Origin of the sequence: Streptomyces sp. NPDC046759, assembly GCF_040645475.1 — a bacterium.
Taxonomy (GTDB): domain Bacteria; phylum Actinomycetota; class Actinomycetes; order Streptomycetales; family Streptomycetaceae; genus Streptomyces.
Window position 1 is genome coordinate 274,747 of the sequence record NZ_JBEYYJ010000002.1, and the last position, 14,903, is coordinate 289,649.

The 14,903-nt window shown below is 70.8% G+C and carries 10 protein-coding genes; 8 read left to right on the forward strand and 2 right to left on the reverse strand.

Annotated elements, in window-relative coordinates; all coding sequences use genetic code 11:
* Positions 1-184 precede the first annotated feature (184 nt).
* The 6 genes from ABZ919_RS03915 (at position 185) to ABZ919_RS03940 (ending at position 8,604) form a co-directional block, all read left to right on the forward strand.
* Positions 185-1,384, forward strand: coding sequence for an ROK family transcriptional regulator (locus tag ABZ919_RS03915; RefSeq protein WP_361242401.1), 1,200 nt, complete (start codon positions 185-187; stop codon positions 1,382-1,384).
* Positions 1,385-1,518: 134 nt separating this feature from the next.
* Complete coding sequence (locus ABZ919_RS03920) at positions 1,519-2,619, forward strand: substrate-binding domain-containing protein (RefSeq protein WP_361242852.1); 1,101 nt, start codon at positions 1,519-1,521, stop codon at positions 2,617-2,619.
* A 183-nt stretch (positions 2,620-2,802) separates the two neighbouring features.
* The gene (locus ABZ919_RS03925) at positions 2,803-3,594 is read left to right on the forward strand and encodes an ATP-binding cassette domain-containing protein (protein WP_361242404.1); all 792 of its coding nucleotides are present in this window, start codon (positions 2,803-2,805) and stop codon (positions 3,592-3,594) included.
* On the forward strand, positions 3,591-4,871 hold the full coding sequence (locus tag ABZ919_RS03930) for a sugar ABC transporter permease (protein ID WP_361242407.1): 1,281 nt from the start codon (positions 3,591-3,593) through the stop codon (positions 4,869-4,871). The genes ABZ919_RS03925 and ABZ919_RS03930 overlap by 4 nt, the downstream gene beginning before the upstream one ends.
* 126 nt (positions 4,872-4,997) lie before the next feature.
* Entirely contained in the window at positions 4,998-6,926 is a 1,929-nt protein-coding gene (dxs, locus tag ABZ919_RS03935; protein ID WP_361242410.1) for a 1-deoxy-D-xylulose-5-phosphate synthase, read from the forward strand.
* A 154-nt stretch (positions 6,927-7,080) separates the two neighbouring features.
* The gene (locus tag ABZ919_RS03940) at positions 7,081-8,604 is read left to right on the forward strand and encodes an amino acid permease (protein ID WP_361242413.1); all 1,524 of its coding nucleotides are present in this window, start codon (positions 7,081-7,083) and stop codon (positions 8,602-8,604) included.
* 1,019 nt (positions 8,605-9,623) lie between these two features.
* On the opposite strand, the gene ABZ919_RS03945 is transcribed toward ABZ919_RS03940, so the two are convergent.
* Positions 9,624-10,028, reverse strand: coding sequence for an NTP pyrophosphohydrolase (locus tag ABZ919_RS03945; protein WP_361242416.1), 405 nt, complete (start codon positions 10,026-10,028; stop codon positions 9,624-9,626).
* Positions 10,029-10,065: 37 nt separating this feature from the next.
* A complete protein-coding gene (locus tag ABZ919_RS03950; protein WP_361242419.1) occupies positions 10,066-11,040 on the reverse strand; it encodes a hypothetical protein in 975 nt (324 codons plus the stop codon).
* Between the two features lie 20 nt (positions 11,041-11,060).
* Between ABZ919_RS03950 and ABZ919_RS03955 the strand changes: the two genes are divergently transcribed.
* Both ABZ919_RS03955 and ABZ919_RS03960 read left to right on the forward strand, forming a co-directional pair.
* Positions 11,061-12,281, forward strand: a complete 1,221-nt coding sequence (locus ABZ919_RS03955; protein ID WP_361242422.1) for a CapA family protein — start codon at positions 11,061-11,063, stop codon at positions 12,279-12,281.
* Positions 12,282-12,449: 168 nt separating this feature from the next.
* Positions 12,450-14,897: a HAMP domain-containing protein gene (locus tag ABZ919_RS03960; protein WP_361242425.1), complete on the forward strand. Its 2,448-nt coding sequence runs from the start codon at positions 12,450-12,452 to the stop codon at positions 14,895-14,897.
* Positions 14,898-14,903 lie beyond the last annotated feature (6 nt).

Consider the following 14,903-nt stretch of genomic DNA (forward strand, 5'->3'; position numbering starts at 1 on the left):
ACTCCCCGCGTTCGTCCGTGCGCACGCCGTTCCGGCCTCCGGGGCGGCGTGCACACACGTGCCCCGGGTACCCAGAAACGGTTCAACCTCTTGACGTAAGCAACCCCGAACGGCTCAGCTTAGAGTTCACTAGTTGGACATACGCGGGGCCTCGCCGAAGCGGCCCCGCGCTCAGGAGGTCGTCGTGGAGACTCCAGGGTCGCAGTCGTCGCTGCACCGAGCCAACCTGGAGCGGGTCGTACGGGCCGTGCGCCTGGCCGGGTCCCTCACGCAGGCGGAGATCGCGCGGACGACCGGCCTGTCCGCCGCGACCGTCTCCAACATCGTGCGGGAGCTGAAGGACGGCGGAACCGTCGAGGTCACGCCCACGTCGGCGGGCGGGCGGCGGGCCCGCAGCGTCAGTCTGAGCGGGGACGCCGGGATCGTGATCGGCGTCGACTTCGGGCACACCCACCTGCGCGTCGCGATCGGGAACCTCGCCCATCAGGTGCTGGCCGAGGAGGCCGAGCCGCTGGACGTGGACGCCTCCGCCGCGCAGGGCTTCGACCGCGCGGAGGAGCTGGTCAGCCGCCTGATCGCGGCGACCGGCGTGAACCGGTCCAAGGTGGCCGGCGTGGGGCTCGGCGTGCCGGGCCCGATCGACGTGGAGTCGGGCACGCTGGGGTCCACCGCGATCCTGCCCGGCTGGGGCGGCACCAAGCCCGCCGAGGAGCTGCGCGAGCGGCTGGGCGTGCCGGTGCACGTGGACAACGACGCCAACCTCGGCGCCCTCGGCGAGATGGTCTGGGGCAGCGGGAAGGGCGTCCGGGACCTGGCGTACATCAAGGTCGCGAGCGGTGTCGGCGCCGGTCTGGTGATCGACGGGAAGATCTATCGCGGTCCGGGCGGCACGGCCGGAGAAATCGGACATATTACACTCGATGAGTCCGGACCGGTCTGCCGTTGCGGGAACCGCGGCTGCCTGGAGACCTTCGCGGCCGCGCGCTATGTGCTCCCGCTGCTCCAGCCCAGTCACGGTGCCGACCTGACCATGGAAGGCGTCGTGCGGCTGGCCAGGGACGGTGACCCGGGCTGTCGTCGGGTGATCGCCGACGTCGGCCGCCACATCGGCAGTGGAGTGGCCAATCTCTGCAATCTGCTGAACCCGAGCCGGGTGGTGCTCGGCGGTGATCTCGCCGAGGCCGGTGAGCTGGTGCTCGGGCCGATCAGGGAGTCCGTGGGCCGCTACGCCATCCCCAGTGCGGCGCGTCAACTGTCCGTTCTCCCGGGTGCACTTGGGGGTCGTGCAGAGGTGCTCGGAGCGCTCGCCCTCGCGCTCAGCGAGATGGGCGATTCGACCCTTTTGGACGGTTCGCTGTCCATGGCGGCCCCTGCCTTCACTTAGAGAACGGATGGCACCGTTGCCATCTCGTTAAGGATTTACTTCTTGACGTCGCACGTGTGGCCGAGTTGACTTCCAGCCACCTCGGCCGCAACGACGCGGCCTCGTCAGGGAGGTTTCTAGAAGTGAACATGCGTATGCGTCGTGCGGCCTTCGCCGTTGCTGCTGGTGCCATGGCCGTCTCGCTCGCCGCCTGTGGCAGCGCCAAGCAGTCCGGTGGCGGTTCCTCCAAGTCGTCCAGCCCCAAGAAGGGCGACGCGATCACGGTCGGTCTGCTCCTGCCGGAGAACCAGACCGCCCGTTACGAGAAGTTCGACAAGCCCTTGATCGAGAAGAAGGTCCAGGAGCTCACGGGCGGCAAGGGCAAGGTTGTCTACGCCAACGCCAAGCAGGACGCCAGCCTGCAGAACCAGCAGGTCGACACCATGATCACCAACAAGGTGGACGTGCTGATCGTGGACGCGGTGGACGCCGCTGCCATCAAGAACTCGGTCGACAAGGCCAAGCAGGCCGGCATCCCGGTCGTCGCCTACGACCGCCTGGCGCAGGGCCCGATCGACGCGTACACCTCGTTCGACAACGAGACGGTCGGCAAGACCCAGGGCGAGGCCCTGCTGAAGGCCCTCGGCTCCAAGGCCAAGTCCGGCAAGATCGTCATGATGAACGGTTCCTCCACCGACCCGAACGCCGCGCAGTTCAAGAAGGGCGCCCACGAGGTGCTCGACGGCAAGGTGAACGTCGGCAAGGAGTACGACACCAAGGAGTGGAAGCCGGAGAACGCCAACTCCAACATGGAGGGCGCCATTTCCGCTCTGGGCAAGAAGAACATCATCGGCGTCTACTCGGCCAACGACGGCATGGCCGGCGGTATCATCACCGCCCTCAAGCAGGCCGGCATCTCCAACATCCCGGTCACCGGCCAGGACGCGGAGCTCGCGGGTGTCCAGCGCATCGTCTCCGGTGAGCAGTACATGAGCGTCTACAAGCCGTACGCCCCGGAGGCCGCCGCCGCCGCCGAGATGGCCGTGGACCTCGCCCAGGGCAAGTCGCTCGACTCCGTCGCCAAGGACAAGGTCGACAGCCCGACCACCAAGCAGGTGCCCTCGGTCCTGGTGCCCGTCACCGCGCTGACCAAGGACAACATCAAGGACACCGTCATCAAGGACGGCGTCTACACGGTCGCCGACATCTGCACCTCGCAGTACAAGGCCGCCTGCGACAAGATCGGCCTGAAGTAAGCAGCCGCACGCGCCTTTCCCTCTAGGAGAATTCACTTCTGAATTCCCCGGCGGGAAAGGCGCCCACCAGCTCCTCCGGTGCCCCGCGCACACAAACAGCCCCGCAAGCTCGGCGCGGGGTGCCGGACGGATCTACCCCCCAAACTTCTGCACAACCTCCCGCCGGGTCAGGCGGCGAAGGAGATGGTTCACGTGTCCGCTACGCCCGTGCTGGCGTTGCGCGGGGTCTCCAAGCGGTTCGGTGCCGTTCAGGCGCTCACCGACGTAGAGCTTGAGGTCCACGCCGGTGAGGTGGTCGCCCTGGTGGGCGACAACGGTGCCGGAAAGTCCACGCTGGTCAAGACGATCGCCGGCGTGCACCCCATCGATGAGGGCGTCATCGAATGGGACGGCAAGGCCGTCCAGGTCAACAAGCCGCACGACGCCCAGAACCTGGGCATCGCGACGGTGTACCAGGACCTCGCGCTGTGCGACAACATCGACGTCGTCGGCAACCTGTTCCTCGGCCGGGAGATCCGCCGCCGCGGTGTGCTGGACGAGGTGGAGATGGAGCGCCGCTCGCGCGAGCTGCTGGACCAGCTCTCCATCCGCATCCCCAGCGTCCGCATCCCGATCGCCTCGCTCTCCGGCGGTCAGCGTCAGGTCGTGGCCATCGCCCGCTCCATGCTCGGCGAGCCCAAGCTGGTCATCCTCGACGAGCCCACCGCCGCCCTCGGCGTCGAGCAGACCGCCCAGGTCCTCGACCTGGTGGAGAGGCTGCGGGAGCGCGGTCACGCCGTGATCCTCATCAGCCACAACATGGCCGACGTGAAGGCCGTCGCCGACAAGGTGGCCGTGCTGCGTCTGGGCAAGAACAACGGCGTCTTCGAGGTCAAGTCGACCTCGCAGGAGGAGATCATCTCCGCCATCACCGGCGCCACGGACAACGCCGTGACCCGTCGTGCGGCGCGCAGCAATGGGGAGATCACGAAGTGAGCATCGACAAGACCTCCACGCCCCCCGTGGAGAACCCCGAGGCGGCACGCGGCGCCGACGTCGCCGTCGACCCCCGTCTGCTGGTGCGCGAGCAGGGCCTCGCGGGCTACGTCACCGAGTTCAAGCGCAAGATGAAGGCCGGTGACCTCGGCTCCATCCCGGTCGTCATCGGCCTGGCGATCATCTGGATCATCTTCCAGAGCCTGAACTCCAACTTCCTCACCGCCGGCAACCTCTCCGACATCTCCGTCGCCATGGTCGGCACGGGCATGATCGCCGTCGGCATCGTGTTCGTCCTGCTGCTCGGCGAGATCGACCTGTCGGTCGGTTCGCTCTCCGGTGTCGCGGGCGCCACCTTCGCGGTGCTCAACGTCACCCACGGCATGAACGAGATCCTGGCCCTCGTGCTGTCGATCCTCACCGGAACGGTCGCGGGTGCGGTGCAGGGCTTCTTCTTCGCGAAGATCGGCGTGCCGGCCTTCGCGGTGACCCTGGCCGGTCTGCTGTTCTGGAACGGCCTCATGCTCAAGATCCTGGGCGACAACGGCACGATCAACCTGAACGACAACGGCGTGGTCGCCAAGCTGACCAGCTACTACTTCTCCGATGTGGCCGCCGCCTACGGCCTGGCCGTCGCGGTGACGGTGCTGTTCTTCCTCAGCTCCTACTTCGGCAACAAGCGCCGCGAGGCCGCCGGCGTGCCGTCCCGCCCGCTGAGCGAGACCGTGCTGCGCACCGTGCTGCTGGCCGTCGTGGCCTTCGCCGCCGCGGCCGTCTTCAACCAGTACAAGGGCCTGCCGCTGGCCGTGGTGGTCTTCGTCGCCGTGCTGTTCCTCACGGACTTCGTGCTGCGCCGCACCTCGTACGGCCGCAAGGTCTTCGCGCTCGGCGGCAGCGTCGAGGCGTCCCGCCGTGCCGGTATCAACGTGGACATGGTCCGGATCTCGGTGTTCGCCATCTCCGGTACGTTCGCGGCGATCGGCGGTCTGTTCATCGCCTCCAAGATCGCCTCCGCCAACCAGGGCGCCGGCGGCGGTGACCTGCTGATGAACGCGATCGCCGCCGCGGTCATCGGCGGCACGTCGCTGTTCGGCGGGCGCGGGCGCACGTGGAACGCGCTCCTCGGTGTGCTGGTGATCGTCTCGATCCAGTACGGCCTCGCGCTGCAGGGCATCGCCTCGCCGGTGCAGTACATGATCACCGGTGGTGTTCTGCTCGCCACAGTCGTCATCGACGCGGTGACCCGCAAGACGCAGAAGTCCGCTGGTCGCGCGTAACCATCCGGCTGCACGACAGCGCCCGGCGCCCGAAAGGCGCCGGGCGCTGTCGTGTCGTGCAAACCATGAACATTAGACTCGGGCGAGCCCGGCAAAGCTCGATCAGCTCAACGCAAGGAGGCACGGGTGCCGCTGCTGACCCGCATCAGGGGACCGCGCGATCTGGACCGGCTCAGCCCGGAGGAGCTGGACCAGCTGGCAGAGGAGATCCGGACCTTCCTCGTCGAGGCCGTCTCCAAGACCGGCGGCCACCTCGGCCCGAACCTGGGCGTCGTCGAGCTCACCATCGCCCTCCACCGCGTCTTCGAGTCCCCGAGGGACAAAGTCCTGTGGGACACCGGCCACCAGTCCTACGTGCACAAGCTGCTCACCGGCCGGCAGGACTTCTCCAGGCTGAAGATGAAGGGCGGCCTGTCGGGCTATCCCTCGCAGGCCGAGTCCGAGCACGACGTCATCGAGAACAGCCACGCCTCCACGGTGCTCGGCTGGGCCGACGGCATCGCCAAGGCCAACCAGCTGAAGAAGCGGGACAGCCATGTCGTCGCCGTCATCGGTGACGGGGCGCTGACCGGCGGCATGGCCTGGGAGGCGCTGAACAACATCGCCGACGCCAAGGACCGCCCCCTGGTCATCGTCGTCAACGACAACGAGCGGTCGTACGCCCCGACCATCGGCGGCCTCGCCAACCACCTGGCGACGCTCAGGACCACCGACGGCTACGAGCGGTTCCTCGCCCGTGGGAAGGACATCCTGGAGCGCACCCCGGTCGTCGGCAGGCCGCTGTACGAGACCCTGCACGGCGCCAAGAAGGGCCTGAAGGACTTCATCGCCCCGCAGGGCATGTTCGAGGACCTGGGCCTGAAGTACGTCGGCCCGATCGACGGACACGACATCGAGGCGCTGGAGTCCGCGCTGGCCCGGGCCAAGCGGTTCGGCGGCCCGGTGATCGTGCACTGCCTCACCGAGAAGGGCCGCGGCTACCAGCCCGCCCTCCAGGACGAGGCCGACCGCTTCCACGCCGTCGGCAAGATCCACCCCGACACCGGCCTGCCCATCGCCAGCTCGGGTGCCGACTGGACCTCCGTCTTCGGTGACGAGATGGTCAGGCTCGGCGAGGAGCGGGAGGACGTCGTGGCCATCACCGCGGCCATGCTCCAGCCCGTCGGCCTGGACAGGTTCGCCAGACGGTTCCCCGAGCGCGTGTACGACGTCGGCATCGCCGAGCAGCACGGCGCCGTGTCCGCCGCCGGCCTCGCGCACGGCGGGCTGCACCCCGTCTTCGCGGTGTACGCCACCTTCCTCAACCGCGCCTTCGACCAGGTCCTCATGGACGTGGCCCTGCACAAGTGCGGCGTCACCTTCGTACTGGACCGGGCCGGCGTCACCGGAACGGACGGCGCCTCGCACAACGGCATGTGGGACATGTCGATCCTGCAGGTCGTGCCGGGGCTCAGGCTGGCGGCGCCGCGCGACGCCGAGCAGGTGCGGGCCCAGCTGCGCGAGGCCGTCGCCGTCGACGACGCCCCGACGGTGGTGCGCTTCTCCAAGGGCGCCGTCGGCCCCGCCGTACCGGCCGTGGGCCGGGTCGGCGGCATGGACGTGCTGCGCGAGCCCGGCGCCGACACGCCGGACGTGCTGCTGGTCTCCGTCGGCGCGCTGGCCCCGATGTGCCTGGAGATCGCCGGCCTGCTCGACAAGCAGGGCATCTCCACCACCGTGGTCGACCCGCGCTGGGTCAAGCCCGTCGACGAGGCCATGGCCCCGCTCGCCGAGCGGCACCGGGTCGTCGTCACGGTCGAGGACAACAGCCGGGCGGGCGGGGTCGGCTCCGCGATCGCCCAGGCCCTGCGCGACGCGGGCGTGGACGTACCGCTGCGCGACTTCGGCATCCCGCCGCGCTTCCTGGACCACGCCTCCCGCGCCGAGGTCCTCGCCGAGATCGGCCTGACCGCCCCGGACATCGCCCGCCAGGTCACCGGACTGGTCGCCAAACTCGACGGCCGGTTCGACCGTACGGCCGCCGAGGTCGACTCCGTGGAGCCCGCGCGCGACTGACGCGGGACGCGCCTCTCACGGGCCGGTCACGCCACTCCCTGCGGTGGCGGAACCGGCCCGTCTGCGTGAACCTGCCTGTGCCGGGGCATACGGGTCCCGACCCTCTCGATCATGACGGGCCACGGCGAGGTCCCCAAGCGTGGGAGGCAGGCACGTGAGCAGCGCGCTGTTCAGGACGAAGAACGTCGAGCAGTCCATCCAGGACACCGAGGAACCGGAGCATTCGCTCAGGAAGTCCCTCTCGGCCCTCGATCTGACCGTCTTCGGCGTCGGTGTCATCATCGGCACCGGCATCTTCGTCCTCACCGGACAGGTCGCCAGGAACAACGCCGGCCCGGCGGTGTCCCTGGCCTTCGTGGTGGCCGGCGTGGTCTGCGCACTCGCGGCCCTGTGCTACGCCGAGTTCGCCTCCACGGTCCCCGTGGCGGGCTCGGCGTACACGTTCAGCTACGCCTCCCTGGGCGAGCTGCCCGCCTGGATCATCGGCTGGGACCTGGTGCTGGAGTTCGCGCTCGGCACGGCGGTGGTGGCGGTCGGCTGGTCCGGCTACATCCGCTCGCTGCTGGACAACGCCGGCTGGCATCTGCCGGGCTACCTGGCCGGCCGGGACAACGCCTCCGGCTTCGGCTTCGACGTCCTCGCCGCCGTCCTCGTGCTGGTCCTCACCGGGATCCTCGTGCTCGGCATGAAGCTGTCGGCCCGCATCACCTCGCTCGTCGTCGCCATCAAGGTGGCGGTCGTGCTCATCGTGATCATCGCCGGTGCCTTCTTCATCACGTCGCGGAACTACTCGCCGTTCGTCCCGCCCGCCCAGCCGGTGCCGGCCGGGGGCAATCTCAAAGCCCCGCTGATCCAGCTCATGTTCGGCTGGGCTCCCGCCAACTTCGGTGTGATGGGTGTCTTCACGGCCGCCTCGGTGGTGTTCTTCGCGTTCATCGGCTTCGACATCGTGGCCACGGCCGCCGAGGAGACCCGCAACCCGCAGCGGGACATGCCGCGCGGCATCCTCGGCTCGCTCGTCATCTGCACCGTGCTCTACGTCGCGGTCTCCCTCGTCGTCGTCGGCATGGAGAAGTACTCGAAGCTGTCCGTGGAGGCCCCGCTCGCGGACGCCTTCAAGGCCATCGGGCACCCCTGGTTCGCCGGTGTCATCAGCTTCGGCGCGGCCATCGGCCTGACCACCGTGTGCATGATCCTGCTGCTCGGCCAGACCCGGGTGTTCTTCGCGATGAGCCGCGACGGGCTGCTGCCGCGCTTTTTCTCCCGCGTCCACCCGCGCTTCAGGACCCCGCACCGGCCGACCATCCTGCTCGGCGTGATCATCGCGATCGTCGCCGGCTTCACCAGCCTCAGCGAACTGGCCGAGCTGGTGAACATCGGCACGCTCTTCGCGTTCGTCGTCGTCGCGATCAGCGTGATCATCCTGCGCCGGACGCGTCCGGACCTCCCGCGCGCCTTCCGCACGCCCTGGGTGCCGGTCATCCCGATCCTGTCGGTGTGCGCCTCGCTGTGGCTGATGCTCAACCTGCCGGCCGAGACCTGGCTGCGGTTCGTCATCTGGATGGTGATCGGTTTCTGCGTCTACTTCCTGTACGGCCGCACCCACAGCCGGCTGGCCCTGGCCGAGCGGACCTCCGCCGGACCGGCCCGGCGGCCGTCCGCCGGGAACACCCCGTAGCCCCTGCGCCGGGCTACGTCCTCGCCCCCACTCCGTGAGCCCCGCTCGCTCGGCACGGCGGGCCCGGACGGCGTACCGCCCAGGCGCGCGGCCCCGCCGACTCCCGCACGGGCCCTGGCCGCGAGGACCATCACCCGTACGGGACCCGGCCGCCCCTGTCTGCGGCGCCGACTGGGCCACCCGGCTGCCGGCCCTCCTCCGGCCGCTGCGGAACCCGGACGAGAGCCCGTCGCCGGCCGGCCTGGCTGCCGGCCCGGGGCGGGGAGCCGTAAGACCCCGCCGCGGACCGCACCGCCTCCGCTCCCTCGGCTGTACGAGTCGGCCTCGGCGCTGTCCGACTCCGGCTCACCGGCCCGGCCGCGGGTGCGCCGTCGAGCGCATACGGCGGCAGCCGTGCGGCTGTACTCCGCCATGGCTGTACGGGGCTCCGGCCCACCGGCCGGGCTGCGGGTGCTCGCGTCCTGGCCCAGTTCTTCCTCGCCGGTGCCCCGGCACCAGCGCCCGGCGCCGGGGGCGATGGGGAAAGCAGGGCCGCAGGGCGGCGCCGGATCCGCCGGTCCCCGCCGGACTCACCTCCGACGACGCGCGGCGCGCCCGCTCCGAGCCACTCATACCGCCCGGCGCGGTGGCCGTCCGCGGTGCGCGGCCCGCGGACGCTGGGGCGCGGCCGGGGCCGCCGGCACCACGGTGTGCCGCGTCAAGGGGTCGGCCTCGGCACCGCCGTTGTGCCGCAGCAAGGAGCCGGCCCTGGTATGGCCGTGTGCCGAGCCATGGGCTCGGCCCCGGTGCCCGCGTGGCGCGCATGGGGCTGGTCCGGGCACTTCCCCGGTGTGCACCGCCGACGGGCTGGCCCCCCACCGCGGTGTGCCGGACCAAGGGGTCGGGCCCGGCGCCACCGTGTGCCGGGCCAAGGAGGTTGGCCTCGGCGGCGCCGTGTGCCACAGCAAGGAGCCCGTCCCGGCACCGCCGTGTGCCGCACCGAGGAGCCCGAGAAAGACGGCCCCGGCACCGCGCGGGGGTCAGGACAGTACCGCGCGGGGGCCCGTGACCTGTGCCCCGTGTTCCCGGACCCGGCGGCGCAGCTCGCGGTCGGCCGTGACGACCAGGCACGGGCGGTCGCCTGCCGCCGCCGCGAGGTCGACGACGAGGTCGTCGCCGCTGCCGGACGCTGCCTCGACGCGCACCCCGGGCACCGAGGCCACGCCCCGGGCCGCGCCCTCCACCACCAGGACCAGCTCCAGTGGTCCCGGCAGGCTCGCCACGCCGGACCGCGCGAAGGGCACCAGCCGGTCGCGCAGCCGCTCGGCGGCTCCGCGGCGGTCGCGCCACCAGCCGTCGGGGACCGATCCGACGGCGTTCGCGCCGTCGACGATGACCAGAGGCAGCGGCAGAGGCCGGTGCGCCGCGCCCGAGGTGTCCGTCATGTCGGTAGCAGCCTTGTCGTGTCGCGTGGTGGCAGGCTCATTGTCTCACGGGCCGTCCCGCCCACCGGCGTGTGATCTCGGCGATCGCGGCGGCCGCCCGCTCGGCGGGGGGTCCGCCGGCGCGTACTCCGGGGGAGAACTCGACGTGCAGGAACGGCACATGGTCGGCGTCGGCGACCTGGCCCTGCACATTGGTGAGGCCCTCCAGCGGGCAGGACCGCGCCCAGGCCCGGCACACCCGGAAGCCGTGGCCGCGCAGGGCGTCGGCCAGGTCGCGGCCGTCCTGCCGGCCCGCCGACCCGGCACCGGTGGAGGCGATCACGTCGTAGCCGGGTGCGGCGGAGGCGGCGAAGCCGTGCAGCTGGATCCCGGGCATCCCACGGCGGGCCAGCTCGGCGCAGATGGCGTGGAAAACGGTGTCCGTGCGATGCGCCACGTCGGCGGAATTACCGATTCCGGCTTTGCGATGTGCTCCCGCGATCACCAGAACTCCGCCGGGCCGGCCGCGCAGCACCCGCACGCCCACCTGCTCTGTGCCCAGGTCGAAGCCGGGATGCGGGACCTGGACGGACCAGCTCGGGCGGTGGTCCAGATCGAGGTAGACCCGGCCCCAGCCGCGCGGCGCCGCTGCGGGGTCGGTGCGGTCGGCCACCTCGACGAAGCGGCGGCCGGAGGGCCGGTCGACGACCGTGCGCACTGTGAAGTCCCTTTGCGCGAGCCGTCGTTCCGCTTGATCGCGGTGGCCGTCGAGCAGCAGTCCGACGGCCGCGGCGATGTCCTCGCGGTCGGCGGGGCCGGGCTGCACATAGCCGTGGCCGGGACCGAACCGGCTCGTGTAGTCCGCCACCTCGTGCGCCAGATCGATCTGCTGGGCCTGCTTCGGGGCGGGCCGGCCGGGGGCGTGCGCGGGGCCGCCGGAGGAACGCAGCAGGATGGTGAGAACACCGGCGAGACCGGTGATGACCAGCAGAAGTGTTGCGATCGTTATGATGCGTGAGCGTTGGGCTCTCATGGTTGTATCAAGATATCTTGGTGAACAGACGCCGTAGCCGGACCCTGCTGTCCCTGCTGCCCCCGCTCTCCCTTTTCGCCGCCGTGTCCGGCTGTGGCCTCCTCTCGGACGACGCCGGCGCCCAGAGCGGTGGGCGCTCCTTCACCGTCGCCGCCGCCGGGGACATCCTGATGCACCCCGAACTGGTGGACCAGGCACGCAAGGACGCGAAGCGCACCGGCAAGGGCGTGGACGGCCTGGACTTCGGGCCGATGATGGCCGGCATCAAGCCGGTGATCAGCGAGGCGGACCTGGCGATCTGTCATTTCGAGCCGGTCATGGGCCCGGCGCAGGGCCCCTTCCAGGGCTTCCCCGACTTCCAGGTGCCGCCCCAGCAGGCGAAGGCGATCAAGGACATCGGTTACGACACCTGTTCCACCGCCTCCAACCACACCCTCGACCACGGCTACGAGGGGGTGAAGCGCACCCTGGACGCGCTGGACGCCGCCGGGCTGAGACACACCGGCTCCGCCCGGACCGAGAAGGAGGCGCTCACTCCGCTGGTGATGGACGTCAAGGGCGTCAAGGTGGCGCAGATTTCCTTCGCCTACGGCTTCAACGAGCCGCACACACTGCCCAAGGACAAGCCGTGGCTGGCCAACCAGCAGGACCTCGGCCGGATCAGGACCGCCGAGCAGCGGGCCCGCAAGGCGGGTGCCGAGGTGGTCATCCTCTCCCTGCACTGGGGCCGTGAGCACCACCCGGAACCGTCGGCGGCGCAGATCTCCTTCGCCCGGCAGATCGCCCGGAACACCGGGGTCAACCTGGTCATCGGCCATCACGCGCACGTCGTGGAGCCGATGGAGAAGGTCGGCGGGACCTGGATCTCCTACGGTCTCGGCAACCAGATAGCCCGGCACGAGGTGCCGACGGGCCTGACCGAGGAGGGCGTGATCGCCTGGTTCACGTTCACCGAGCACGGCAAGGGTCACTGGGACGTGCAGCCGCGCTTCGAGCCGACCCTGCTGACCATCCCGCCGGACCCCGAGAACGTCCGGGACGGCGGCAACGCCTCCTACACCGACGACGACGCGCGGGACTACCGCCTGCTGGACGTGCCGGCCGCGCTGCGTGACGGCCACGGTCTCACCGGCGCCCAGAAGGCCCGGCTCCGGCTGGCGTTCGAGCGCACCGAGGGCACCCTGCTCAACCGCGGAGCGCGAGCGGACGGACTGAAGCCCCTGACCGCTTTGCCGGAATAGTCGTCATATTCGGCCCGAAGACACCCGAAGGTGCCCGACGGTTGCACGATGTTGCCCAAATCACGTCGCGCTTACTGCAACTTCACGGCTCCCTTACGTGTCTGAGGTTGCTGGGTACCCCCTTACCTTTGGTGTGCCCCACAACCGCATGCATGAGAGGACCCTCCCGTGGCGTCACCGCCCCCGGCGCGGCAGCACCGAGCCCGCCGCCGAGCCGACATGTCGCTGATCGGAGGCATCCGCCCACCGATCGCGGTCCTCTCGGCGCTGCTGCTGACGCTCGCCGGCATCAGCGCACTCGTGCTGGGCCGGGTCGACGACGCGGGTGTGCCGAGAGCGGTGCTGACGTCGCAGCAGCACTTCGCCGAGGACGGCGCGATCGCGCTGCGCGCCTCCATCGACGAGTCCGACACCGACGTCACCCGCTCCGCCGCGCTGTTCAGCGCGGGAGAGCCGGTCTCCGGCGACGCCGTCCTCGACAAGCTCGGCAGCACCTACCAGAAGTGGATGGGCACCGCCGTCGTCGAGGTCCGCACCGGCAAACTGGTCGCGGCCCGCGGCGAGGCGGTGCCGCTCACCTCCGTGGACCTGAGCTCCCTCAGCGGCGAGGACGGCCTGGCCCCGCGGATGGTCCGGCAGAAGAACGGCGAGGTGCGGCTGCTGTCCTTCGGGCTGCTCACCTGGCCGGGCAAGCCGCAACTGCTGCTGGTGGCCTCCCGGAACCTGAAGTTCCCCGGTATCAGCCTCGGCCAGTTCCGCTCCATCGCCGTGGTCGACGCGGGCGGCTCGATCCTCAGCAGCGACGGCATCGCCGCACCCGAGTCCGCGCGCAACAGCATCGACCGCAAGGACATCACCCAGTCCACCAAGCAGCTGGCGGACTTCGCCGGGCAGGCCGCCCGCAAGGCGCAGCAGGACCCGCGCAGCAGCAAGGAGCCCGGCACCAGCGGCTACCAGGGCATCAGCGGCAGCCTGCTCGGCGGAAAGCTGCAGGGCGACCGATCCGTCGCCGGATACGCCACACTCGCCGCGGGCGAACCCGGCGAGACCACCACGGCCAGCGGACTCGGCCTGTCCGTGGTCGCCATGGTCAAGGTCACCGAGGACTCCGGCCAGGCCGGCTCGCCGGTGTTCGGACTGGCGGCGGGCGGGGCGCTGCTCGTCGTCGGCGCACTGGCCGTGGCGGTGCTGCTGGGCACCGTGCAGCGCCCGCTCATCCGGCTGTTCCTGGAGTCCCGCCGGCTCACCCGCGGCGATCTGACCCGGCCCGTCACCGTCCCCGGCTACGGCGAGGCGCACCGCATCGGAGGCGCCCTGGAACGGCTGCGCCGGCAGCTGCTCGGCGAGAGCGCCGAGGCCACCGGCCCCGCCGAGCGCCCGGACGGACTGCGCCGGGTGGGCACCAGCACCCTCCTCGCCGTCAGCGCGGTGCTGCTGCTGGCCTGGTCCGCGCCGCTGATGCTGCTGTTCAACCGGGCCGACAGCACCGCCGAGGTACCCCGGCAGCTCGTCAACGACCAGCGCGAACGCACCGACACGCTGAGCGACCGGGTGCGCCGCGCGCTCAACGAGGGCGACGCCGACCTGCAGTCCGTGGCCTCCCTGATCGGCGACAAGACCTCACCCGAGGCCATGCAGACGGTGCTGGAGCGCACCTACAACGAGAACAAGCGCTACCGCTCCCTGTACGTCGTCGACCACTCCGGCGCGATCCAGGCCCGCGAAGGCAAGAAGCCCAAGGTGATCCAGCCCGACCGGGTCTCCGACAAGCCCATCAGGCTGCTGGGCCGCGGCGGCAAGGAGCCCGTCGTCGTCGCCGAGGCCGAGATACCCGGGCGGGGCGGGGCCCAGCTGATCGGCGAGTTCCGCGTCGCGTTCCTCAACGCCCTGCTGACCCGGCCGGGCCTCGGCGCGGTCCGGCTCGTGGACGACCGGCACCAGGTCATCGCCGGCAACACCGGCTTCCTCGCCTTCCAGTCGCTGCCCGAAGACCACCTGAGGGACCTGGTCGAGGCCACTTCCCAGCGGATCGGCAAGAAACCGCGTCCGGGTGGCCTGCTCTACCGGGAGAACGGGGTGCGGATCGCCGCCGCCGCGCCGTTCTCCGGCGGCGGCGCGGCCGAGTCGCTGCACTTGAGCGTGGTCAGCTGGCAGCCGGTCAACCGTCTGGACCTCCCGGCGTACGACGCCCAGAACCGCACCGTCCTCGCCGGTGTGCTCGGAGCCGCGGCGGCCGTCGCCTGCCTGGGCTGGATGCACATCGTCGTGGGCCGGCCGCTGCGCACCCTGGCCGAACGGGCCGAGGCGCTGGCCGACGGCGACCGGAAGACGGTGCTGTTCCCGCAGCACCACGACGAGGTCGGCGCGGTCACCCGCTCCCTGGAACTGATCCGGCAGCAACTGCAGGACCAGCGCCGGCAGCAGCCCCGCCGCACCCCGCCCCGGCCGCCCGCCCCGCAGCAGCCCACTCGACGGCAGGACCCGCCCGAGCAGCAGCCCACGCGACGGCAGGACCCGCCCGAGCAGCACCCCGAGCGCCAGGACCCGCCCGAAGGCCGCGCGCACCAGCCGTACACCCCCGAGCAGTACCCGCCTCAGCAGTACACAAGGAACTGATCACCC

Coding starts and splice junctions, on each gene's coding strand:
- ABZ919_RS03920 (WP_361242852.1), top strand. CDS start 1,519: ATGCGTCGTGCGGCCTTCGCCGTTGCTGCTGGTGCCATGGCCGTCTCG.
- ABZ919_RS03925 (WP_361242404.1), top strand. CDS start 2,803: ATGGTTCACGTGTCCGCTACGCCCGTGCTGGCGTTGCGCGGGGTCTCC.
- ABZ919_RS03945 (WP_361242416.1), bottom strand. CDS start 10,028: ATGACGGACACCTCGGGCGCGGCGCACCGGCCTCTGCCGCTGCCTCTG.
- ABZ919_RS03950 (WP_361242419.1), bottom strand. CDS start 11,040: ATGAGAGCCCAACGCTCACGCATCATAACGATCGCAACACTTCTGCTG.